15 protein-coding genes are annotated in these 20,917 nt (G+C 68.8%); 5 read left to right on the top strand and 10 right to left on the bottom strand.

The window, feature by feature from the left end; all coding sequences use genetic code 11:
* Window positions 1–24 precede the first annotated feature (24 nt).
* A complete protein-coding gene (locus tag HUA78_RS14470; RefSeq protein ID WP_174476511.1) occupies window positions 25–867 on the bottom strand; it encodes a zinc metalloprotease in 843 nt (280 codons plus the stop codon).
* 207 nt (window positions 868–1,074) lie between these two features.
* Here HUA78_RS14470 and HUA78_RS14465 point away from each other — a divergent pair, with 207 nt between their 5' ends.
* On the top strand, window positions 1,075–2,193 hold the full coding sequence (locus tag HUA78_RS14465) for a tetratricopeptide repeat protein (protein WP_174476510.1): 1,119 nt from the start codon (window positions 1,075–1,077) through the stop codon (window positions 2,191–2,193).
* Between the two features lie 21 nt (window positions 2,194–2,214).
* Here HUA78_RS14465 and HUA78_RS14460 read toward each other — a convergent pair whose 3' ends face one another.
* From HUA78_RS14460 to HUA78_RS14450, 3 genes are all read right to left on the bottom strand, one after another.
* On the bottom strand, window positions 2,215–2,967 hold the full coding sequence (locus HUA78_RS14460; RefSeq protein WP_174476509.1) for an energy transducer TonB: 753 nt from the start codon (window positions 2,965–2,967) through the stop codon (window positions 2,215–2,217).
* Between the two features lie 164 nt (window positions 2,968–3,131).
* Window positions 3,132–3,848: a response regulator transcription factor gene (locus HUA78_RS14455; RefSeq protein WP_141647747.1), complete on the bottom strand. Its 717-nt coding sequence runs from the start codon at window positions 3,846–3,848 to the stop codon at window positions 3,132–3,134.
* Complete coding sequence (locus HUA78_RS14450) at window positions 3,845–5,677, bottom strand: HAMP domain-containing sensor histidine kinase (RefSeq protein WP_174476508.1); 1,833 nt, start codon at window positions 5,675–5,677, stop codon at window positions 3,845–3,847. Before HUA78_RS14450 ends, HUA78_RS14455 begins: the two co-directional genes overlap by 4 nt.
* Window positions 5,678–5,898: 221 nt before the next feature.
* Between HUA78_RS14450 and HUA78_RS14445 the strand changes: the two genes are divergently transcribed.
* From HUA78_RS14445 to HUA78_RS14435, 3 genes are all read left to right on the top strand, one after another.
* Window positions 5,899–6,639: a hypothetical protein gene (locus tag HUA78_RS14445; RefSeq protein WP_141647745.1), complete on the top strand. Its 741-nt coding sequence runs from the start codon at window positions 5,899–5,901 to the stop codon at window positions 6,637–6,639.
* Between the two features lie 223 nt (window positions 6,640–6,862).
* Entirely contained in the window at window positions 6,863–11,791 is a 4,929-nt protein-coding gene (locus HUA78_RS14440) for a myxosortase-dependent M36 family metallopeptidase (protein ID WP_174476507.1), read from the top strand.
* A 137-nt stretch (window positions 11,792–11,928) separates the two neighbouring features.
* Window positions 11,929–12,225 (top strand): hypothetical protein, encoded by a 297-nt coding sequence (locus HUA78_RS14435; protein WP_174476506.1) that lies wholly within the window; start codon window positions 11,929–11,931, stop codon window positions 12,223–12,225.
* A gap of 180 nt (window positions 12,226–12,405) precedes the next feature.
* Here HUA78_RS14435 and HUA78_RS14430 read toward each other — a convergent pair whose 3' ends face one another.
* The 3 genes from HUA78_RS14430 to HUA78_RS14420 all read right to left on the bottom strand — a co-directional run bounded on the left by HUA78_RS14430 (window position 12,406) and on the right by HUA78_RS14420 (window position 15,033).
* On the bottom strand, window positions 12,406–13,164 hold the full coding sequence (locus HUA78_RS14430; protein WP_174476505.1) for a hypothetical protein: 759 nt from the start codon (window positions 13,162–13,164) through the stop codon (window positions 12,406–12,408).
* Between the two features lie 133 nt (window positions 13,165–13,297).
* Window positions 13,298–13,501: a hypothetical protein gene (locus HUA78_RS14425; protein WP_174476504.1), complete on the bottom strand. Its 204-nt coding sequence runs from the start codon at window positions 13,499–13,501 to the stop codon at window positions 13,298–13,300.
* Window positions 13,502–13,584: 83 nt separating this feature from the next.
* Complete coding sequence (locus HUA78_RS14420; RefSeq protein ID WP_174476503.1) at window positions 13,585–15,033, bottom strand: C39 family peptidase; 1,449 nt, start codon at window positions 15,031–15,033, stop codon at window positions 13,585–13,587.
* 168 nt (window positions 15,034–15,201) lie between these two features.
* Here HUA78_RS14420 and HUA78_RS14415 point away from each other — a divergent pair, with 168 nt between their 5' ends.
* The gene (locus tag HUA78_RS14415; protein ID WP_174476502.1) at window positions 15,202–16,200 is read left to right on the top strand and encodes a hypothetical protein; all 999 of its coding nucleotides are present in this window, start codon (window positions 15,202–15,204) and stop codon (window positions 16,198–16,200) included.
* A 58-nt stretch (window positions 16,201–16,258) separates the two neighbouring features.
* On the opposite strand, the gene nadE is transcribed toward HUA78_RS14415, so the two are convergent.
* The 3 genes from nadE to asnB form a co-directional block, all read right to left on the bottom strand.
* Window positions 16,259–17,254: an NAD(+) synthase gene (gene nadE, locus HUA78_RS14410; protein ID WP_174455051.1), complete on the bottom strand. Its 996-nt coding sequence runs from the start codon at window positions 17,252–17,254 to the stop codon at window positions 16,259–16,261.
* A gap of 23 nt (window positions 17,255–17,277) precedes the next feature.
* Entirely contained in the window at window positions 17,278–18,855 is a 1,578-nt protein-coding gene (locus HUA78_RS14405; RefSeq protein ID WP_174476501.1) for a class I adenylate-forming enzyme family protein, read from the bottom strand.
* A gap of 82 nt (window positions 18,856–18,937) precedes the next feature.
* Entirely contained in the window at window positions 18,938–20,914 is a 1,977-nt protein-coding gene (gene asnB, locus HUA78_RS14400; RefSeq protein ID WP_174476500.1) for an asparagine synthase (glutamine-hydrolyzing), read from the bottom strand.
* Between the last annotated feature and the right edge of the window lie 3 nt (window positions 20,915–20,917).

Genomic DNA, 20,917 nt, shown 5'->3' with positions numbered 1-20,917 from the left:
GCTTTGGGGCCCGGGAGCCCTGGGTCAGCGATACATGCGCGCCATCGAGTCCATGCGCGCCGACTGGCCCGGGGTGAACTCGGACATGCACGCGTCATCGACGTAGCCCATGTAGTTTCGGACCGGGTCGAGCCCCATGTCGGTCGGACACGAGTCGCCACCCACCACGCACGTGTACGTCGGCTTGGATCGAGACGTGTCGCTCACGCCGTCGTCCGTCGTGCAGCCCGCCATGGTGTGCAGCAGGCCCAGCCAGTGCCCCACCTCGTGCACGGCCGTATCTCCCAGGGCGTATGGCGACGCGGTGCCACCGGGCAGCACCGCATTCAACAACACGACGCCGTCACTGAGCGGCGCACCGGCGACACCCCACGGAAACGTGGCCCACGCGAGGAGGCCATTCCCCGGATTCGCCAGGTACAGGTTCAGGGACTCCTTGCCGCCCTGGTGAAGCGCATTCTTCGCCGCCGCTTCCGCCGCGCTGCCGGGTGCCATCACGTACCAGGTGGCGTTCGTCGTCCGCGTCACCGACATCAGGTCGAACCAGAAGGGTGTGGCGCCATAGGCCGCACTCAGGACTTCGAGCTGCGCGAGAATCGTCGCCAGCGGGACGTCCCCATTGGCGATGCCCGTGCCCCGGCGAATGACGTGCACATAGGTCGGCACCCGCACCGAGCCCGGCAGCCGCATCGCGCTCACGCCGCCTCGGGTCGACTCCTGGGCCACCCGCGTCAGCGTCTCCTCCGAGGGCTCCTCCGTCCCGCATCGCGAAGCGGTGATGTCGGCCTCCAGCGGCTCGGGTCCACCGCCGCAGCCCCAGGCCACCAGGCTCACCAGGACGATTGCCTTCGCGATGCTTCGCTCCATGACCTGCCTCCCCGCTTCGTGAATGCAACGGATGCGTCACCGCAGTGGTTCGAAATCAGGCGCTATCCGACATCATTGTAAAACGAGTTTGCCTGCGCCAGGGGCGGCGACACCCCAGGGGAGAAGGCGCTCAATCGTTCACGAGTGGGCAAGCGGGGCACGAGGGCGGCATAGACTGGGGGCGACCGCTCACCGAAAGGGCCTCCCGTGCGCCGCCCCCTCGTCGTCCTCTGCTTCGTGCTCGTGGCCGGCTGCGCTTCGACGCAAAAACCCGCGCTCACCTCGGGGACGGACGCGGAGGTGAAGGCGCCGGACAAGCCTCCGTTCCTCAATCCCGCGGAGATCGTGAAGCGGATGGATGCGTCCCCGGTGTCGTACAACATCGAGGGAAAGGACTCTCCTCCCGGGGGCTGGGCGGATCAGCTCTGGCCGCAGCGGGTGCCCTCGCGCGAGGCCCCTCGCGTGGTGACGGAGCAGGGCGAGTTCGTCATCCTCGACTGGCCCGAGCACCCGGAGGCGCGGGCGTTGCTCGACGAGGCGGAGCCTCACTTCCAGGCGAAGCGCTACGCGGAGGCGGCGAAGCTGTACGAACAGGCCACGCGCGTGTGCCCGGACTGCTATCTCGCGTGGAACTTCCGGGGAGACGCGGCGTACTTCGCGGGCGACGCGGCCACCGCGCTGGAGCACTACCAGAAGGCGACCCGCATCAACCCGAATGACCACCGCTCGTGGTTCTTCCTGGGCAACGCGTTCGCGCGGCTGGGGCGCTTCGATGAGGCCCTGGACTCCTGGGCGTGGTGCCTGGTCCTCAACCCGCGCTACCCCATCATCCGGCAGTTCTTCCGCGCCAACGCCGGACTGGGGCTCGTCGTCCGTGAGGATGCCATCGTCCCCCGAGGCTACGCCGAGCGGGCCGGCCAGGGCGTCACCGTCCAGTTCGATCCGGACCACGACCCGTCCTGGCTCGCCTTCGCCAACTGCAAGGCGCTGTGGCTGGGCGAGCCCGCGCACCGTCAGGAGATGACCGGCACCGAGAAGGAGCACTACACGACGGTGGAGGAGATGGAATGCCTGGGCTCGGCGCTCATCGTCCACGCGGGTCAGAAGCAGAAGGGCGAGACGGAGCGCTCCGACCCCACGCTGGACCGCCTGGCCTCCATCACCGATGACGGCATGCTGATGCAGGCGGTGCTCTTCGAGGTGGGGGCCCGAATCCACCCCCAGGTCGTCCTCACCTTGGACGAGGACGTCCGGCAGCGCCTCAAGGCGTATGTGCTCAAGCACGTCCTGGTGCCGGCGTCCGCCGTCGGCGGCTACGACTTGTGACGGACGCGCGGCGGGCCCAGGTCAGCGAGGCAGCTTGAAGCGGAGGGTGAAGACATAGGAGACACTCTGCGGGCGCCCCTGGAAGGTCACCGGGCTGTAGCGCCGGTGGTGCAGTGCATCCAGCACCTCCTCGTCCATGTGCGCCAGGCCCTTGATGATGCGGCAGTCGCGCACGTCTCCCTCGCGGGTCACGACGCACTTGGCGATGACGGTCCCCTCCACGCGGGCCATGCGGGCCTGCTCGGTGTACTCGAGCGGAGGGCCTCCCATGAGCACGGGCTGCGTCATGCCCTGTCCGAACGGGAGCACCTCTTCGCCCGTGCCGTCGCCGACGCCATTCGGCAGGCCAGGGATGAATGCCACGCCGGTGATGTTGCTGGTCGGATCTCCGTCCGGGTGGCCCCCCGGCACGCCATCACCCGGAGGCACCACCTCGTCGGTATCCGAGGGGTTCGCCGCCGGCTCCGGCTCGACCGGCTGAGGGTCCGCCGGAAGCGGGTTGATCTGCGTGGGCATCGTGGTGCGCTTGGGCCTGCGCGGCTTCGGCGGGGTGGCCTGCTTCGGCTGGGCCGGGGCCGTGTACCCCTTGGCCACCTGCTGCTGACCCCGCTGCAGGGTGAGGACGATGTCCGGCTCGGGCTCCGGGGGAAGCTCCGCGGGACGGGCGGAGATGACGAGTACCGCGCCGAACAACCCCGCGTGGACGGCCACGGACCACCACAACCCCAGGCCCAACCGCCCTGCTCGCTGCCGCTCGATGACCGACTTGAACACGGAAGCCTCCTCCCACCGACGGGCGCTCCCGGAGTCCACCGCACCACACGGTGGTTCTCCGGCGTGGGCAGTTGGCTTGGAGCGCCCCGTCCACGCAGGACTCAACCTACGGAGTCCACGACGTGGGATGGCCGGAGGCAGGCCATCTCTTCGTCACGGTTCGGTCATGAGGCGGAGACCTCCATCCGGTAGCCCACCCCGCGAAGGGTGTGGATGGTGAAGCCCGACGCGCTCGTCCAGCCGAGCTTCTTCTTCAGGCTGGAGACGAAGTTGTCCACCGTGCGCGGGTCCACCACCACGTCGCGGCCCCACACCGCGTCCAGGATTTCTCCTCGGGGCAACGCGCGCTCGCGGTGGCGCAGCAGATAGGCGAGCAGGTCGAACTCCGTGCGCGTCAGCTCCACGCCCACGCCGTCCGGCTTCGTCACGGTGCGGCGGCCCAGGTCCAGCGTGTAGCCGCCGAACGTCGACACCTGGGTCGGCGCGACGCCCGCACGGCGCACCAGCGCGCCCACGCGCGCGAGCAGCTCCCTCAACCGGTAGGGCTTGGTGAGGTAGTCCTGCGCCCCCGCGTCGAAGCCCCGGACGATGTCGTCCTCGAGCGAACGCGCGGTGAGCATCATCACCAGGCTCTTGACGCCTTGCGCGCGCAGGCGGCGACAGAAGCTGTAACCGTCCTCGCCCGGGAGCATCACGTCCAGGATGAGCAGGTCGAACTCGCGCTGACGCAAGAGCGGCTCCGCGTCGCGGGTACTCGGGGCCTCGGAGACGTCGTAGCCCTCGTCCAGCAGGTTGTCCCGGAGCCCTACGCGCAGGTGCGCATCGTCCTCGACGATGAGGATGGTGGGACGGGTGGAGGAGGGTGGGGTGGAGGTGGTCATCGACGCGGCTCGTGGAAGGTCAGCGCGAACGTGGTCCCCTCGGGCGTGGAGGAGGCCACCTGGATATCGCCATGGTGCAGCTTCATGATTTTCCGGCACAGCGCCAAGCCTAGCCCGCTGCCGTGGACCTCCTGCCCGGGAGGCATCAAACGATAGAAGTCCTGGAAGACGTTCTCCCATTCGGACTCGGGGATGCCCACGCCGTTGTCGCGGAAGAGCATCGTGCAGCCGTGGCCTTCGAACACGCGGGCACTGACGGAGATGCGCACGGGGCTGCGCTGGTTGTAGGCGCACGCGTTGCGGCCCAGGTTGGAGAACAGCAGGCGCAAGAGCGACGGGTCCGCCTCCAGCTCCGCGTCGTCCATGTCGGTGGTCAGCTCCACCGGCACGGAGGTGGCCGACGCCAGGTCGTCCCGCAGCGGGTTGACCAGCTCCTCCAGGCGCACGCGTGAGGCGCGCAGCGTCCAGCGGCCCTTGTCGATGCGGTTGAACGACAGGATGTTCTCCACCAGGAAGTGGAGGCCGTCGGCGGCCTGGACGATGCGGGCCGGATAGTCGCGCACCTCGGGCGCATGGGTCAGCTTGCGCTCCAGCGTCTCGCCGAGCAGTCGGATGGAGGCCAGCGGCGTGCGCAGCTCGTGCGAGACGGTGGCCACGAAGTCGCTCTTGAGCTCCAGGAAGCGGTACTTGCGCTGCTGCGCCACCAGCGCCAGCGCGACGATGGCCGCCGCCAGCGCACCGCACACGGCCACCAGCAACGTCTTCAGGCCATAACGCGCCTCGATGTTGGCCTCCACGCGCGCCCACTCGGGCAGCTCCACGAGCAGCATGAGCTCCCGTGCCGGCATCGCCGAGCGTCCCCCCACCAGCCGCATCTGTCCGTCCGACTCGAAGAGCCCGCGCGTGCGCATGTCCTGGGCGATGGGGACCAGCAGCGCCGCGATGTCCACGGAGATGCCGTACAGCACCTCTCCGCGAGGCTCCACGTACCACTGCTCTCCCAGCAGGGTCGGCTCCACCAGCTCCGGGGGCATCACCAGCATGCCGGCGCCCGCCTCGCGCGAGCGCTCCAGGAAGTCGCGCGTGGGCTCTCCCAGCGCGCGGCTCAGCCGGAGGATGCGGGACTGGAGGAAGTCGAAGTCGGCCTGCGAGAAGTGGGAGCGCTCGCGCAGCAAGTCGCGTTGCAGCCCCGCCCCCCGGCTGATGCCGCCGAACTCCTCAGGAAGTCCCTCGCGCAGCAGGGCCCGGATGAGCGGCGTGGTGGCGGGGCCGCGCTGCAGGTGCTCCACCGCGAGCAACAGGAAGGGCAGCTCCTGCTCGACGGGCAGCGTCTGGCGGGTGTGGTGCCGCAGGAACTCCTCCACCAGCGCCGTGGCGCGCGACGTCTGGCCCGCGAGGAGGGCGGCCTCGGCCGCGCGCAGTCGCGTGAGCCGGGGCTCCCAGGTGCCTCCCAGGGCGGCGCCACCCCGGACGTGGTCCGAGAGCATCTCGTAGAGAGCGCGCGCGGGCATGTCCTGGCCCGGCAGGGGGTGGATGAGGCGCGGCAGGAACTGGTGGCCGCGGAACTGGAGGTAGAAGCCCTCGCCCGGAGCCAGCGGATTGTCCACGGCGGCGTGGATGGCGGCGATCTGCTCCTCGAGCTGGCGGGCCAGGATTTGTCGCAGGGTCTCCGTGGCGGCGTGCGCCAGGGCGTCGCGGCGGGAGCGGACCTGCTCGTGCGCGTCCTCGCGCTCGCGCGTGAAGATGCGTTGAAGGCTCACCAGCCCCCAACCGAGGGCGAGGAGCCCACAACCCAGGGCCACGAGCGTGGGAAGGAGCCTGCGCAACATGCGATTCGCTGATTGTGACTATCGCACAGGAGGGTGCCCCAGGAGACCTTTCGCATCGCCCCCGGGGGCTGACGAGTGTCCCAGGTCAGCGGACGGGCAGCCTCGCGGTCCACGGGAAGACAGCGGGAGAAGGGGGGGACTGGCCGCCAGGGCAAGAGGGTGCCGAGGTTCAGCCGTGGGCCCGGGTGTCCACGCGGGCCTCAACTGAGGGAGGTCCGCCCATGCACTTTCCCCTGTCACGGCTGTCCCCCGCTGGGCCGGTGGTGCTGTGGGGAGGAGAGCTTCCCTCCGGGGGGCTCAAGTACCTGACGTTTTCGCGCTACCTGGAGTCGATGCCCGAGGGAGCCTGCGGGCTGGTGGAGTTGTCGGGTTCCTCGTCCTCGCTCGCGCTGGACGCGCTGGGCAAGGAGCGCGGGCTGCCGGTGCTCGCGCTCACGGATACGGCGGGCGCCGCCTACCTGCGAGGGCAGGGGTTCGGTGGCGAGGTGCGTACCGTGCGGCGGCTCTCCGAGGCCTGGGAGGTGGCCCTGGGCTACGAGCGACAGGGCTGGTGCTGGCCGCGACAGCTCTCCAATGGCGCGCTCGTGGGCTGCGTGGAGGGCTGGGCCTCGGAGCTGCGCGACTTCGTGCGCGAGGCGTATCCCTCCGTGCGGCTGGTGGTGAGCGGCTTCGGCACCGGCGCCACGGTGGTGGGGCTGCACCGGGCCTTCACGCCGGAGGGCTACGACGTGGTGGGGCTGCAGCCCTCACTGGGCGCCCCGCTGCCGGGCTGGCGGCGGTGGATGGAGCAGAACCTGGGCGAGGCCGACCTCTTCCACCCCCACCGGGAGGAAGTGGTGCTGGAGACGGCCGGACCCAAGCACTCGGATGGCCTCGCCGCGCTCCTCACGTACGCGCGCGCCGAGGCCCGGCCGGACGAGGTCCTCGTCATCTCTCACAACGCCCGCCCTCCGTTCGGCTGAAGCACGCCTTTCCCCCTCGCGCAACTGCATCCCGCAAGCACGCCTTCTCCGTATTTTCAGCCAGCAAAGAAGTTTATTCTTGATTTACTGGCGGGAACGGCGGGTGAGTTAAGGGGGGGCTATTGTGTTGATAACAAAATAATCCTTAACCTCTGGACGCCCTGGCCGAGCAGGCGTCCGACGGCGTGGGGCCCTCAACACCACCCGAAAGAGGTCGTCGTTCATGAAGCGTCTTTGGATGGGCACGGTGAGCGCCGTGCTCGCCGTGCTGATGTGGTCCCCGCAGGCTCATGCGAGGCAGGCCGCGGTTGATGCCTTCCTCCTCACGCCGGCGGATCGCTCCCTGCCTCAGTCCGCCGCGTCGGCGTCCCAGCGCGGACTGCGCATCAACAGCGTGGAAGGTCGTCTCGGCGTACCGACCTTCGTTTTCAGTGAGCGCTCCCTGAGCGCGGGTCCCCAGGCGAAGGCCTCGCGCCCGCTGACGCAGGCCAGCGCGAACACCGCGGCGCGTGAGCACCTGCGGAGCGTGGCGGACCTGTACCGCCTGAACGCCTCCGAGGTGAACAGCGCGGAGCTGCGCCAGGTGCACATGCCCAAGGGGGGCGAGGGCGCGGTGGTCGCGACCTACGGCCGCCGGGTCAATGGCATCGAGGTGTTCCGCAACGAGGTCAAGGTCGTCATGGACGCCAGCCAGCAGTTGGTGGCCATCTCCGGCTACCTGCAGCCGCGTCAGCAGGACGACGAGAAGAACGCCCAGGCGTCGGCCTTCCGCGTCTCGGCGCCGCAGGCCATCTCCCGCGCGTTCCAGGACCTGACGGGCGCTCAGCTCGACGCCCGGGCGCTGGTGCCCGCGGGCGCGAAGGGTGACTACAGCCACTACACGGTGGACTCCCGCCAGTTGTCGACGCACGGCTTTGGTGAGGCGCCGCGCTCGAAGAAGGTCCTCTTCCCGATGCCCGACGGCCTGGTGCCGGCGTACTACGTGGAAGTCAACGCGGGCCCGGAGAGCAACCCGGACGCCTCCTACACCGCCTACGTCATCGACGCGCGCGACGGTTCGCTGCTGCTCAAGCACAACCTGACCGTGTCGGAGCAGTTCAGTTACCGCGTGTGGGCGGACCCGGCGAGCAAGCTGCCCTATGACGGTCCCCAGGGCACCGAGGCCACGCCGCACCCCACGGGCACCCCGGATGGCTATCAGGCGCCCCTGAACATCCCGGCCAACCTGGTGACGCTGCAGAACTTCCCGTTCAGCCGCAATGACCCGTGGCTGCCGGCGAACGCGACGGTGACGACGGGTAACAACGTCGATGCGTACGCGGACCTCGGTGGTGGCGACGGCTTCCAGCCGGGCTTCGACCTGCGTGCGCCGCTGAGCGACGTGGCGGGCCGCGGGTTCGACTACACGTTCGATTTGACGAAGTCGCCCGCCGCGAACCAGACGCAGCGTCTGGCCGCCGTGGTGAACCTGTTCTACATCACCAACTTCCTGCACGACTGGTTCTACGACGCGGGCTTCGACGAGGCCTCCGGCAACGCCCAGTTGAGCAACTTCGGGCGGGGTGGCCTGGAGAACGACAGCCTTCGCGTGGAGGCGCAGGACTCCGGCGGCCGTAACAACGCCAACATGGCGACTCCGGCCGACGGCGCCCGTCCTCGCATGCAGCAGTACGTCTTCGACGGCGTGGCGGAACTCACGGTGAGCGAGCCGGCGCCCCTGGCGCGCGGCTACCTCTCGTACACCGCGTCCTTCGGGCCGACGGTCTTCAACCTCGAGGGTGATTTTGCGCTGCCCCCCACGGGGCCGGACGCGGCGACGACGCTGGCCTACCGGATTGGCTGCGCGAATGACACTGGCGCCGACCCGTACGGTGGCACGACGCCGTTCACCGGTAAGATCGCGCTCATCGAGCGCGGCACCTGCTCCTTCGCCTACAAGGTCCTCAACGCCCAGCGCGCGGGCGCCATCGGCGTCTTCATCACCAACAGCGCCGCGGGTGCTCTGGGGCCCATGGGCGCCAGTGGTGTCGCCGCTGTCGACCGCGCCATCACCATCCCTTCGCTGTTGGTGACCAAGCCGGACGGTGACGCCTGGCGGACGGCGCTGGCCACGGCGCCTGTCAAGGGCCGCCTCCGCCGCAACGCGGACCTCGACCGCGATGGCACGCTCGACAACGAGATCGTCGCGCACGAGTGGGGGCACTACATCTCCAACCGCCTCGTCGGTAACGGCTCGGGTCTGACGAACAACCAGGGCGGCTCCATGGGCGAGGGCTGGGGTGACTTCCACGCCATGCTGTTGTCGGTGCGCGCCGAGGACGTGACCCGGACCGGCAACAACCAGTGGCAGGGCACCTACGGCATGGCCGGCTACACCCAGAGCGGTGGTCGCAACCAGGGCTACTACTTCGGCATCCGCCGCGTTCCGTACAGCACGAACATGGCCAAGAACGGCCTGACGCTCCGCCACATGGCGGACGGCACGGCCATTCCGACCACCCACCCGACCAACGGGGGCGGGAACAACGCGGAGGTCCACAACTCGGGCGAGGTCTGGGCCTCGATGTTGTGGGAGTGCTACGCGAGCCTGTTGAACGCCCATCCGTTCCAGGAGGCACAGGACCGGATGAAGCGCTACCTGGTGGCCGCCTACAAGGCCACGCCGGTCAGCCCCACCTTCCTGGAGGGGCGTGACGCGCTGCTGTCTGTCGCCGCCGCCAGCGATCCCGCCGACTACCAGCGCTTCGTCAGCGCCTTCGCCAAGCGCGGTGCCGGCTTCGGTGCGCGCGTCGCGGACCGCAACAGCGCGGACCACATCGGTGTCGTGGAGAGCTACCAGACGGGCGATGCCCTCGAGGTGGTGAGCATCACCCTGGATGACTCGAGCGTCGGCTGCGACAAGGACGGCGTGCTGGACGCCGGCGAGACGGGCCTGCTCAAGGTGACGGTGCGCAACGCGGGCGCCGGGAACCTGAGCGCGGTGACGGCCACCGCGGCGTTCAACGGCTCGAGCCCGGGCGTCGTGGGCGCCTTCTCGAGCGGCAGCTCGCTCTCGTTTGGCAACATCGCTCGCGGTGCGACGGCGACGGCGAGCGTGGCTGTCGCCCTGACGGCGGCTCCCGCTCAGACTTCGGGCGCGCTCGCGCTCCTGGGCGTGGACGTGACGTTCCCGCACAACCTGCTGAACGGCACGACCCTTCGTGCGTTCCGCAGCCAGGTCAACTACGACGAGAAGCCCAATACGTCGGACACGGACTACGTCGAGGCGCAGAACACCCCGTGGGTGGCCTCGACCTTCAACTACCGTCCGATGTGGGACAACGGCTACGCCACGACCGGGTACTGGCACACCTCCAACGAGGCGACCTCGCTCGACAAGCGGCTGACCTCGCCGCTGTTCAATGTCGCGGCGAATGAGGACTTCACGCTGACGTTCTTCCACCGCTTCAGCTTCGAGTCGGCGTTCCTGAGCGGGGTCTGGGTCCACTTCGATGGTGGTGCCATCGAGTTGTCCATCGACGAGGGGCCGTGGCAGAGCTGGTACCTCTTCATCCCGCCCATCTCCCCCACGAATCCGATGCCCAACGTGGAGGTGATTGATGAGGGAAATCCTTACCTGGGCGGCTGGCGCGGGTTCACGCGCCTCAGCGCGGGCTATCCCTCGTTCACCCGGTACACGGCCAACTTCGGGCAGGACTTCGCGGGCCATCAGGTGCGAGTGCGCTTCCGTCATGCGTCCGACGGTGGCGTGGGCGCGTATGGCTGGGATATCGCCAACATCAGCCTCACGGGTATCACCAACACGACGCCGTTCTACTCGCTGGTCGCGGAGACCTTCACCGGCACGGGCACGGCTCCGACCTGCAACGTGGCGCCGGTGGCGGAGGCGGGCCTGTCCCAGACGGTAACGGAGGTCGTGGTCGCTGGCGGTGTGGTGACCCCCCGGGTCATCACCCTCAACGGCACGGGGAGCGTCGATCCGGATGCCTCCGCGCAGAGCACGCTGACGTACGCGTGGACCCAGATTGGCGGTCCGGCGGTGACGCTCAACGGCGCGAACACGGCCACGCCGACCTTCAGCACGCTGGTTCCGGCGAACACCATCTTCACGTTCCAGCTCGTGGTGAGCGATGGCACGGACTCCAGCCAGCCCAAGGTGGTCCAGGTCCTCGTCGCCAACGTGAACAACGCCCCTGTCCCCGTGGCTCGCGTGAAGGATGGCGGCCCCACGACGGTGGATGAGCGTTCTGGCAGCGTCACGCTCGATGCGTCCGGTTCGACGGATGCGGACGGCGAGGAGCTGAGCTTCTCGTGGACCCAGACCGCGGGTCCGGCGGTGGCGTTGGATGACGAGACCAGCGCCACTCCGACGTTCGCTGTGCCGGAGGTGACGGCGGACACCGCCTTCACGTTCAGCCTGATCGCAACGGACGGCATCGCCGAGAGCGAGGCGGAGATCACCATCACCGTTCGCCAGCTGGACCGTGCTCCGGTGGCGGATGCCGGTGGGGACCGGCAGGTTGGCTCGGGCTCCACGGTGACGCTGTTGGGCGGCGCAGTGGATGAGGACGGCGAGGACATCACCTTCGCCTGGACCCAGACCGAGGGTCCGACGGTGGAACTCACGGGGGCGGACACAGGCTCCCCGCGCTTCACCGCTCCGGAAGTGACGGGGGCGTCCATCGTCCTGCGCTTCAGCCTCGTGGCGACGGCCAATGGACAGGCCAGCGCGGCGAGCATCGTGACCATCACCGTCACGCGCGACAACCACGCGCCGGTGGTTACCACGATGAGCAGCTACACGGTGCACGAAGGCTCGGGCGTGAAGATGCGCGCCTCGGCCGAGGACGCCGATGGCAATGACATCACGTGGCAGTGGACGCAGGTCGCGGGTCCGTCCGTGCAGCTCGAGAAGTCGGATACCGCGGAGGCATTCTTCGTCGCCCCCGAGGTGTCGGAGACCACGGTGCTGCTCTTCCGCGTCCGGGCGAAGGATGACCTGAGCTCGAGCGAGCCCGCCGAAGTGGCGGTGACGGTGCGGAACCTGGCGGACGAGGGTGGTTGCAGCGCGGCGGGTGGCAGTGCCACCAGTGCGCTGGTGCCGGCCCTGGCCATTCTGGCGCTCGCGCTGCGCCGTCGTCGCAGGAGCTAGTGCTTCGTCCGGCCTGGGCATGAGGTCGGAACGGGAAATGTGAGGGGCGGTCCCGGGAGGTTTCCGGGGCCGCCCCTTGTTTTTGAGAGGGCCGCCGCGTCATGGGCGGAGTGGCCGCAGCCTCACGGAGGATGCCGATGTTCGTGAAGTCGAATCAGTGGTCGCGGTGGATGGTGGCGGGGGTGTTGCTGGTCGGCCTGGGATGCAGGGGGCCCGGGGACGAGCTGAAGCGCGATGCGTCCGCGCCGCCAACTCCAGACGCGTCGAGTGAGGCGAAGGTCCGCTCCGAGCCGCCACGGGTGGAGGAGGATGCTGGGGCCCCCGTGTGCCCGCCGCGTCAGTACCAGTGCTGCGATGGGAGCTGCTCGGAGAACAAGCGGTGCCCAGGCATTGCGTGCGACCCGCGCCCGGTTCCTCCCTCGTACAAGGAGTAGTCGAGCGTTGAAGCTGGGCGAAAGGCTCGAATCCACCTCTCGACGGGGTCGAGCTTTTCCCTTCGCGGGGGCGTTCTTCCGGGCGCGACAATGCTCGTGTGGATGACTTCGAGGGCTGCTCTTCCTGTCTGGGGGTGATGCCAGCCATGCCCTGTCAGGACAGCTCCTCCCAATCCCAGACTACGGGTCCTGAGACCGACCCTCACGATTGCCACGGGGGCGGGAGTTCATCTGCTCCTCGCGCCGCATGACGTCGTACTTGGCCCGCTGGCCCTCATCGAGCAGGGCCGTCATCGCCTGGTCCGTCTCCTCCCGTTGCGTCCGCATCGCCTGGCGAATCTCACGCGGATTCTTCGCGCCGGTGCGCACCTCCTCGAACAGGGTGTTGCGCGTAGTCTCCTCGGCCTCCAACCGACGCGTCAGCTCCTGCTCCTGGGAGTAATTCAGCTTCGCCTCGGACACGAGCCGCTTGATTCGCTCCGTGCGCTGGGCCGTCGAGCGGACCTGCGCCTGCATCCACTCCTCCTGCCGCGAGCGGAACTGCTCGGTGCGCATCTCCTCCTGCACCGAACGCATCGCGTCCTTCAGCGCCTCGCGGCCACCCTCCGTGCTCAGGGTCTCCCCGGTCATGAGCCCTCGCACCTCCGCGCGGAGCTGATCCAGTTCGGCCGTCAGCGCGGGCGCCGCGGCGCCACCTCCATCAGTCCCGGCCACCGCAGGCCGCCGCTCCAGCTCCATCAGGCGCCGGGACAGGCTCAGCGTGGTGTCCTCCAGCGCCTGGATGCGCCGCTCCAGGCCTTCCTGGCTGGCGGGCAGGGCGGCGACAGGCTCGGGCCGCTCGGAGGCGGAGGGAGCCTCGGTACGCCCCGGGGCCCAGAGGGCCACCGCGAGCGCGGCCGAGGCGAGGACGAAGGACACAGGGCCAAGGAGCTTGTTCATGACTTCTCCGACGGGGGCGGGGACGCCGTATTCCATACCCCGCCCGCTGCCCGTGCTCCACCCCGTCGTGGGCTCCTGGCCACCCGCCGATACGGGCCCTCGCGCGGCTCCTCGCCCCGCGCGAGGGCTCGTCTCAGCCCTGCTGCGCGGCCCCGGCGGGCTCGTCCATGTCGATGGGGCCCTGGTCCGGTCCCATCGTCAGGGCGCATGCGTCACACATCCAGAAGCGGACGATCATCCCGTTCTCGCCCGTGGAAATGTAGGTGGAGCCAATCACCTCGCCCCCCTCGGTCTTCTTGCAGGAGAGACAGGTGTGCGTCGGTTTGCTCTGCGTCATCGCGGGACCTCGGGGTGTGGAAACGCAACGGACCGACACCCAGGGAGTGCCGGTCCGCGCAAGCCTACTTCACTCCATCCGCATCAGCCGATGGCCATCTGGTAGCCGCCGTTGGGGTTGGAGCTCAGGAAGTGCTTCATCTGCTCCGGAGTGATCGTCTTCACGTTCGCATCGGCCGGGTCCCGGACGATGAAGTTGCCCTTGGAATCCATGCCCGCCACCGTGACGTAGTGGCCGGACGTGCGGCCCTCGTTCTGGTGCGGAGGCATGGCGTGGTAGTCGCCGTTGGCCACCACCAGCTTGCCCGCCTTGAGCTGCTCGGTGATCCACTCCACGTTGGCGCCGGGGCCCTTCATCACCGACTCCTTGCCCATCGCCTTCGCCATCGCGGAGATGCCGTTGACGCCCGTGCCGTTGGACGACGTGCCGCCAATCTTGCCCAGGTGGTTGATGAGCTGCGCGTCCGTCATGTCCTTGCCGTAGCCGTAGGCGCGGGCGATCTGCGCCATCGACGTGGGGCCGCAGTTCGCCGGGCCGTTCGTGTACGAGCCGTTCTTGCCCGCCGGGTTGTACTGGCTGATCTGCGGAACCTTGCTCGGGTCCACGCGGCCATCACCCGTGACAGGGGCGGCGCCGTCCGTGGCCTGCGGGCCCGTGGGCTTCGGGTTGAGGTCCACCGGCCCCGGCTTGTTCGTGCCCGGCGTGAAGGTGCTCTGGTCCTTGCCCGCGACCCCCGGCAGCTTGAGCGAGTCACCCGCGAGGATGAGGTTCGGGTCGGTGATCTTCGGGTTCATCTCGCGAATCTGGTTGATGACATCCCAGTGCGAGCCCTCCATGCCCTGGCCCTTGAGCTTCGAGGCGATGCCCCAGAGCGTGTCACCCTTCTTGATCTGATAGTCCGACTCACCCACCGGCTTGCGCGGGTCCGCCTGGTTCGCCGCCACACCCGGCCTGGTGCCCGGCGTGTTGTTGTTGGTGTTGCCGCCCGTCACCGTGCTGTCGGGCACGTTGGCCGTCGTTCCGCTCGGCGTCTTGCCGCCGGGGAACAGGCTGTTCATGTGGTTCTGGATCTTGTTCTGGTAGTCGTAGCCCCGCGCGTCGTTCATCGCGCCAGCGCCCCGGTGCCACTCGCGCGCGGCGGCCAGGCTGCTGCCGTGCTTCTTGGTCAGATCGCCAATCGTCTTCGCGAGGAACTCCATCTGCTTCTCGGGCGGAATCGTCTGCGCGTTCGCCCCGCGGCCCACCTGCATGCCGGACCACTTCTCGAACGAGGGCAGCAGGCCGTTGTCGTCCAGGCCGATGAGCCCGTGGCCCGTGCCGTCCTGGTGCACGCCGTGGTTCTTGAACGACGACTCCTGCGCGACGATGCCCGCGAGGACTTTCGGGTCCGCGCCGTACTTCTGCGCGTACTTCTCGATGTACGGCCAGAGCTGCTGCAGGTTCAACTGCGCGTCACGGCCCTGCGGCAGGCCCGAGGCCTGCGTCGAAGTGGGCGAGTACGTCTGCTGACGACCTTCAATGCGGGGGGACATGGGCGCTCCGCGATTGGAAACGATGGGGTGTGGGAACAACAGATGTCAGGATTGTCGAACGCTGAGAATTAGAGTTGCCTCGACCCCCCAAGGAATTGACTGACTTCCTGGGTGCGCCAGAGCTAGGACAGGCGCCATTCCCCGCGGAACTCGAACAAGGGATCGCGAATGAATGCACTGCGTTATGGACGCGCGGCAGGCGCGTCATTGTGTCTGTGGGCCACTCTTGCCGCCGCGCAGCAACAGGCCCTCACCGGCGTCTATGCCAGAGAGGGCGGCACCCTCGCGGTGCTCGAGGGCGACAACCAGACGCTCGTTCAATACACCTCAACTTTTCCACAAGGGCAGGGCATGGGTGAATGTGACTGCACCCTGGCCGTGCGGAAGAAGTCCGTGAAGGATTGGACACTGTCGACTTTCCAGCCTGGGGGCACTTGGACGCTGGGTCTGGAATCCGAGCGACTGGTGTTGAAGGGTCCGGGGACGGGGTGCTGCGGGGCGGGGTGGTCCGGCCAGGACGGCTTCTCGCGCTCATCCTCGACGGCGCTGACGACGTGCAAGGTGAAGGCGGCGCAGGCGGCGCTGAAGACGGTGGATGGGGCGAATGGCGGCGCGGCGCTGGCCTCGGGTGACGCGGTGCAGGTGTTCGCGGAGTCACCGCCGCCGGACGTGGTGCCCGTGCGCGTCGTCCAGGGGAAGCAGGTGCGGGTGGGGCAGCTGGCGTACTCGGAGCTGGACTGTCCCGTGCACGCGGGTGGCGAGGCCTCCGCGGCTTCGGGCGCCATGGATGTGAAGGCGCTCGTGGGCCGGTGGGTGCAGGTGCATCGCAAGGGGAAGGGCTACGTCATCGACCAGCCCTGTGGCTCGGCCATCCCCGCGGTGACGGTGAAGTCGGACGGCGCTTTGGAGGTCGACTTCGGGCAGGACAGCCTCGAAGGCAAGCTGACGGCCGTGAAGGCGGGAGCCGCTGCTGGCGCGTCCACGCTGGAGGTTGCGTACGCGGGAGGCTCGCGCGAGACGCTGCAGTGGACGGTGGCGGACGCGAAGCGCAACGTGGTGCGTCTGCAGGGCGGCCAGGACTTCTTCCGCAAGGGCGAGCTGTACGTCCGCGACGACGCGCGAAAGGGCATTCCTGTCCGCGCAGAGGCTTGCGACGAGTTCGAATGAGCGGCGCGCCGGGCGGGAGGTGGTGGAGTGCCTCCCGCCACTCGGGCGGGCCCCAGGCTCAGCCGAGCTTGTACGGCTCCAGCTCCGGCACCTTCTCCAGCAGCAGCGGCGGTGAGTGGAGGTAGGCCGTGCTGCGGCGCTTCTGGTCGATGTCGTCGTAGACGCGCTGCACCTGCGTGGGCGTCAGGCCCATCACCTGCGCGGCTTCTTCCGTGGACACCGCGTGGTTCTTGGCCCACATCAGCAAGTCCAGCTGCGAGTAGTGCACGGAGAAGTAGAAGTCCTCCTGCGACTGGGGAAGGCTGAACGTGTCAGTGGTCGGCTCGCCGCTGGTGATTTCGTCGATGACGCCCAGGTGTTTGGCCAGCTTGTATGTCTGGGTTTTATAGAGGCCGGCGATAGGCTTTACATCCGCTGCGCCGTCGCCCAGCTTCACGAAGAAGCCCTGGTCATACTCCAGCCGGTTGGGCGTGCCCGCCACCGCGAAGTTCAGCCGGTCCGCGTGGAAGTAATCCATCATCTTCCGCGTGCGCTGCTTGAAGTTCGTCGCGGCGACAATCTGCGTATACGCCTGGGGCGGCAGCCGGAAGCGGCGCTCCTCGCCATTCACTTGCACCACGACGTAGAAGAAGTTCACCGCGTCCGTGTTCAGCCGGTCGCCGTGCATGACAATCTTCCACTTCATGTCGGGCGTGAACTCCGGGAAGACGGACTGCACCGCCTCGTCGCGCTGCCGGTAGCAGCCGGCGGCCTCGAGGATGGGGGCGATGTCGTGGAGCTGGTACTTGATTCCCAGCTTCTCGCAGAGCTTGCGGCCCAGCTGCGAACTCCATCCGCTGGAGTCCTTCTCCGGCAGGAGGATGCCGAAGACGCGCTCGGGACCCAGCGCGCGCACGGCCAGCGCCGCGACACATGCGGAGTCGATGCCGCCGGAGATGGCCACCACGAGGCCGCGCTTGCGCAGCTTCTTCAGCACCGTCTCGCGCAGCCCTTCGGACAGCTCGGTGGCTTTCGCCTCCCAATCCAGTTCCAGCACCTGCTTGGAGAAACTCATTGTGTGGACCCCTCTCAATCCCTTCACGAAGAACCGACCGACGAATACTGGGTGCGCAGCTCCGCCTTGAGCACCTTCCCACTGGGCCCGCGCGGCAGCGCCTCCACGAACACCACGTGCCGGGGCACCTTGTGCGCCGGCAGCGACTCCCTGCAGAACCGCCGCAGGTCGTCCTCCTTGACCTCGACGCCTTCCTGGAGCACCACCACGGCGCACGCCGCCTCACCCCCCAGCGCGTCCGGCACGCCGACGACGGCGACCTCGCGCACCGAAGGGTGCCGCGCGAGCTGATGCTCCATCTCCGCGGGGCTCACCCGGTGGCCGCCCACCTTGAGGATCTCCTTGGCGCGGCCGACGAGGAAGATGAAGCCGTCCGCGTCCCGCCACGCCAGGTCGCCCGTCCAGAGCCAGCCATCCTTGAGGATGGCCGCCGACTCCTCGGGGGCGCCCAGGTAGCCCGGCGTCACGTTGGCTCCGCGCGCCACCAGGTGGCCCGTCTCGCCCGTGGGCAGTGCCTTGCCGTCCTCGCCCACCACGCGCAGCTCGACACCGGGAATCGCCACGCCGATGGAGCCGGCCTTCTCCGTGGCTCGGGTCGGTGGCAGGTAGCTCAGTCGCGCGGTGGCCTCGGTCTGCCCATACATGACGTACAGCTCGGCGGGGTAGAGCGCTTCACGCGTCCACTGAATCGTGTCGGGTGACATGCCGCCGCCGGCTTGCGTCGCGTAGCGCAGCCGCAGCTTCGACAGGGCCTCCGCGCCGGCTTGTCTGCGCAAGAGCTCGAAGGTGAGCGGCACGCCGGCGAAGCCCGTGCTCTTCTCCGCCACCATCGCCTCCAGCACGACCTGCGGGTACATGAAGCGCGGGTCCAGGAACACCGAGCCACCCACGAGCAGGTGAGTCTGGAGGACGCTCTTGCCGTAGCAGTAGTGCAGGGGGAGGACCAGGTGCGCCCTGTCACGGGAAGACAGGCCCAGGTACTCGACGATGGAGCGCGTGTTCGCGGCGATGTTGCCGAAGGTCTGGATGACGCCTCGGGGCGTGCCCGTGCTGCCAGACGTGTAGACGATGGACGCGTGGGCGTGGGCCGGCGTCGCGGGCAGCGCGTCCAGCGGCGTCACCTGGGTGTCTGCGTCCAGCGCTCCGTCTTCCTGCACCCGTGTGCACGTCGCGGGTGACAGCGCCTGGATCATCCGCTCGGGTGGGCGCGCGGAGTGCACCACGTACAGGTGTCCCAGTCCTGGCTTGCCCGCCCACTTGCGTGTGTCCTGCCCGAAGATGAAGGCGTGGCGTGCGCCGGTCTGCGTGAGGATGGCGTCGACGGACGTCGCTCCCGTCTCCCGATCGAGCTCCACCGCGCATGCGCCCAGGGACTGCACCGCGAGCGAGGCCACCGCGCCCGCCGATCCCAGGGGCAGGGCGATGAGCACCTTGTCTCCGGGCACTACGCCCGCTGCTTGCAAGTGTCCCGCGAGGGCCCGCATCCGTTCCGCGAGCTGTCGATACGTGAGCCGCGTCCATGGTGAGTCCACCGCCGACGCGTCCGGCGTTCGCTCCGCATGGCCAAGCACCCACGCGGGTGCGGAGTCCGTCGCACTCATGAGCCCTCTCGTCCCCAGGCAGGGGTGGCTGTCGGGTGCTCAGAATGGCAAGACACCCTGGCGGGTGAGGAGTCCGTCGCGCTCATGCGGCCTCCAGCACCACTGCGTCCACGTCGGCCTGCGGCAACGGACGCGGGGTGAGGAAGTGCTGCGCGAGCAACTGCGTGGACGCGATGGCGAACAGGGCCATGGTGTCGGCCTCGCTCTCCGCCGCGTTGGGCGCGCGCAGCTTGGCCACCAGTCGCTCCGCCTTGCGTGCGTCGAAGACTCCCACCTTCGCGATGGCCTCTGGCGCCAGCAGTTCCCTGGCCCATGCGGGCGCCTCCGGCCCCACCAGTGCTCCGGCGATGGGGGCGCGGTACGGGAACTTGCTGCGCTCCAGGATGGACGCGGGGACGCGGCCCTGGGCGAACCGCTTGAGGACATGCTTCTCGTCCAGCCCCTTCAGTCGCACGCGCTCGGGGATTCGCGCAGCCAGCTCCATCACCGATGTGTCCAGGAAGGGGAAGCGTCCCTCCACCGCGTTGCCCAGCAGCATGCGGTCGCCCTGCGCGGACAGCAGATATCCGGACAGCAGCGTCTTCGCCTCCAGGTACTGCGCGCGCGCCAGGGGCCGCCACGAGGCCACGTGTTTCGGCACCGTCGCCAGCACCGAGGCCATCGGGTCCTCGTCCACCACGCTCGCCGCGAAGTCCGGCGCGAGGAAGCGGAGGATTCGACCGCTGTTGGACCAGCGCACCAGATGCGAGAAGCCCAGGCTCCCCGGGTCCTCCAACCCCATGCCGAAGAACTCGCGCAGCAGCTCCACGTTCTGCTGGCTCACCGACAGGGTGGGGTAGAGCTTTCGCAACAGCAGGGGCCGCCACTTCGACGTCGGCTGCCGCGCCCAGAACTGCCGGACCTTGGTCTCCTTGAAGAGGTCGTAGCCGAGGAACATCTCGTCCGAGCCCTCTCCCGTGAGCACCACCCGGATGCCGTTCTCCCGCACCCACTCGCTCAGCCTCAGGAAGGGCGCGGGCGCCGAGCGCATCATCGCCTGCTCCGCGTGGAAGATGACGCCGGGCACCAGCGTGCCGATGTCCCCGTCCCTCATCTCCACCACGCGGTGCTGCGTGCGCAGTTGCTCCGCCACCGTGGCCTGATGCTGACGCTCGTCGAAGCGCGCGTGAGCGAAGCCCACGGAGAACGTCCGCAGCGTCCCACCCAACTGCTCCTGCGCCAGCGAGCACAGGAGGCTGGAGTCCAGTCCGCCCGACAGGTACGCCGCCACCGGCACGTCCGCGCGCAGCCGCAGTCGCACGGCGCGCTCCAGCGCCTCGCCCAGCTCCTCCTGGATGCGCTCCGCGCTCGCGGTGCTCGGCTCCACGCCGAAGTCCAGGTCCCAGTAGCGGAACGTCTCCAGCGTCCCCGCGCGGAACCGCGCCGAGTGCGCGGGCGGCAACAACCGGACGCCCTCGAACGAGGTGCGCGGCGCCACCGGCGACCACAGCTGGAAGGTCTGCTTGAGCCCGCGAGCGTCCAGGGACGGCGTCACCAGCCCGCTGGCGAACAGGGCCTTGGCCTCCGAGCCGAACGCGAGGTGTCCCCCGGGAAGCTCCGCGTAGAACAGCGGGCAGATGCCCACCCTGTCTCGCGACATCCACAGCGTGGCGTCACGCGGGTCCCACAGCGCGAAGGCCCACTGGCCCTCGAAGCGGCGCACGCAGTCGATGCCCCACACCAGGAACGCCGCGAGGATGACCTCCGTGTCCGAGCGCGTGCGGAAGGCGTACTGCCCCGACAGCTGCTCGCGCAGCTCCACGTGGTTGAAGATCTCCCCGTTGAAGACGACGGTGAGCCCCGTCGCCGCGTCCCGCATGGGCTGGTGTCCGCCCTCCAGGTCGACGATGGACAGCCGCGTATGGCCCAGGGCCACGCCGTCCAGTAACAGGGCCCGCTGCGCGTCCGGGCCCCGGTGGCGGATGCTGGCCGTCATCCTGCGCAGCCGCTCGGCGGATTCCGCCCGCGCGGCCCCGGCGCCCCCTCCCGCCGGGTAGGTGAAGCCCGCGATGCCACACATGGC

The organism is Myxococcus sp. CA033 (assembly GCF_013336625.1).
Lineage (GTDB): Bacteria > Myxococcota > Myxococcia > Myxococcales > Myxococcaceae > Myxococcus > Myxococcus llanfairpwllgwyngyllgogerychwyrndrobwllllantysiliogogogochensis.
This window is presented reverse-complemented; position numbering and strand designations above follow the sequence as displayed.

Coding starts and splice junctions, on each gene's coding strand:
- asnB (WP_174476500.1), bottom strand. CDS start 20,914: ATGTGTGGCATCGCGGGCTTCACCTACCCGGCGGGAGGGGGCGCCGGG.
- nadE (WP_174455051.1), bottom strand. CDS start 17,254: ATGAGTTTCTCCAAGCAGGTGCTGGAACTGGATTGGGAGGCGAAAGCC.
- HUA78_RS14470 (WP_174476511.1), bottom strand. CDS start 867: ATGGAGCGAAGCATCGCGAAGGCAATCGTCCTGGTGAGCCTGGTGGCC.
- HUA78_RS14405 (WP_174476501.1), bottom strand. CDS start 18,855: ATGAGTGCGACGGACTCCGCACCCGCGTGGGTGCTTGGCCATGCGGAG.
- HUA78_RS14430 (WP_174476505.1), bottom strand. CDS start 13,164: ATGAACAAGCTCCTTGGCCCTGTGTCCTTCGTCCTCGCCTCGGCCGCG.
- HUA78_RS14445 (WP_141647745.1), top strand. CDS start 5,899: ATGCACTTTCCCCTGTCACGGCTGTCCCCCGCTGGGCCGGTGGTGCTG.
- HUA78_RS14415 (WP_174476502.1), top strand. CDS start 15,202: ATGAATGCACTGCGTTATGGACGCGCGGCAGGCGCGTCATTGTGTCTG.
- HUA78_RS14440 (WP_174476507.1), top strand. CDS start 6,863: ATGAAGCGTCTTTGGATGGGCACGGTGAGCGCCGTGCTCGCCGTGCTG.
- HUA78_RS14425 (WP_174476504.1), bottom strand. CDS start 13,501: ATGACGCAGAGCAAACCGACGCACACCTGTCTCTCCTGCAAGAAGACC.
- HUA78_RS14450 (WP_174476508.1), bottom strand. CDS start 5,677: ATGTTGCGCAGGCTCCTTCCCACGCTCGTGGCCCTGGGTTGTGGGCTC.
- HUA78_RS14435 (WP_174476506.1), top strand. CDS start 11,929: ATGTTCGTGAAGTCGAATCAGTGGTCGCGGTGGATGGTGGCGGGGGTG.
- HUA78_RS14420 (WP_174476503.1), bottom strand. CDS start 15,033: ATGTCCCCCCGCATTGAAGGTCGTCAGCAGACGTACTCGCCCACTTCG.
- HUA78_RS14455 (WP_141647747.1), bottom strand. CDS start 3,848: ATGACCACCTCCACCCCACCCTCCTCCACCCGTCCCACCATCCTCATC.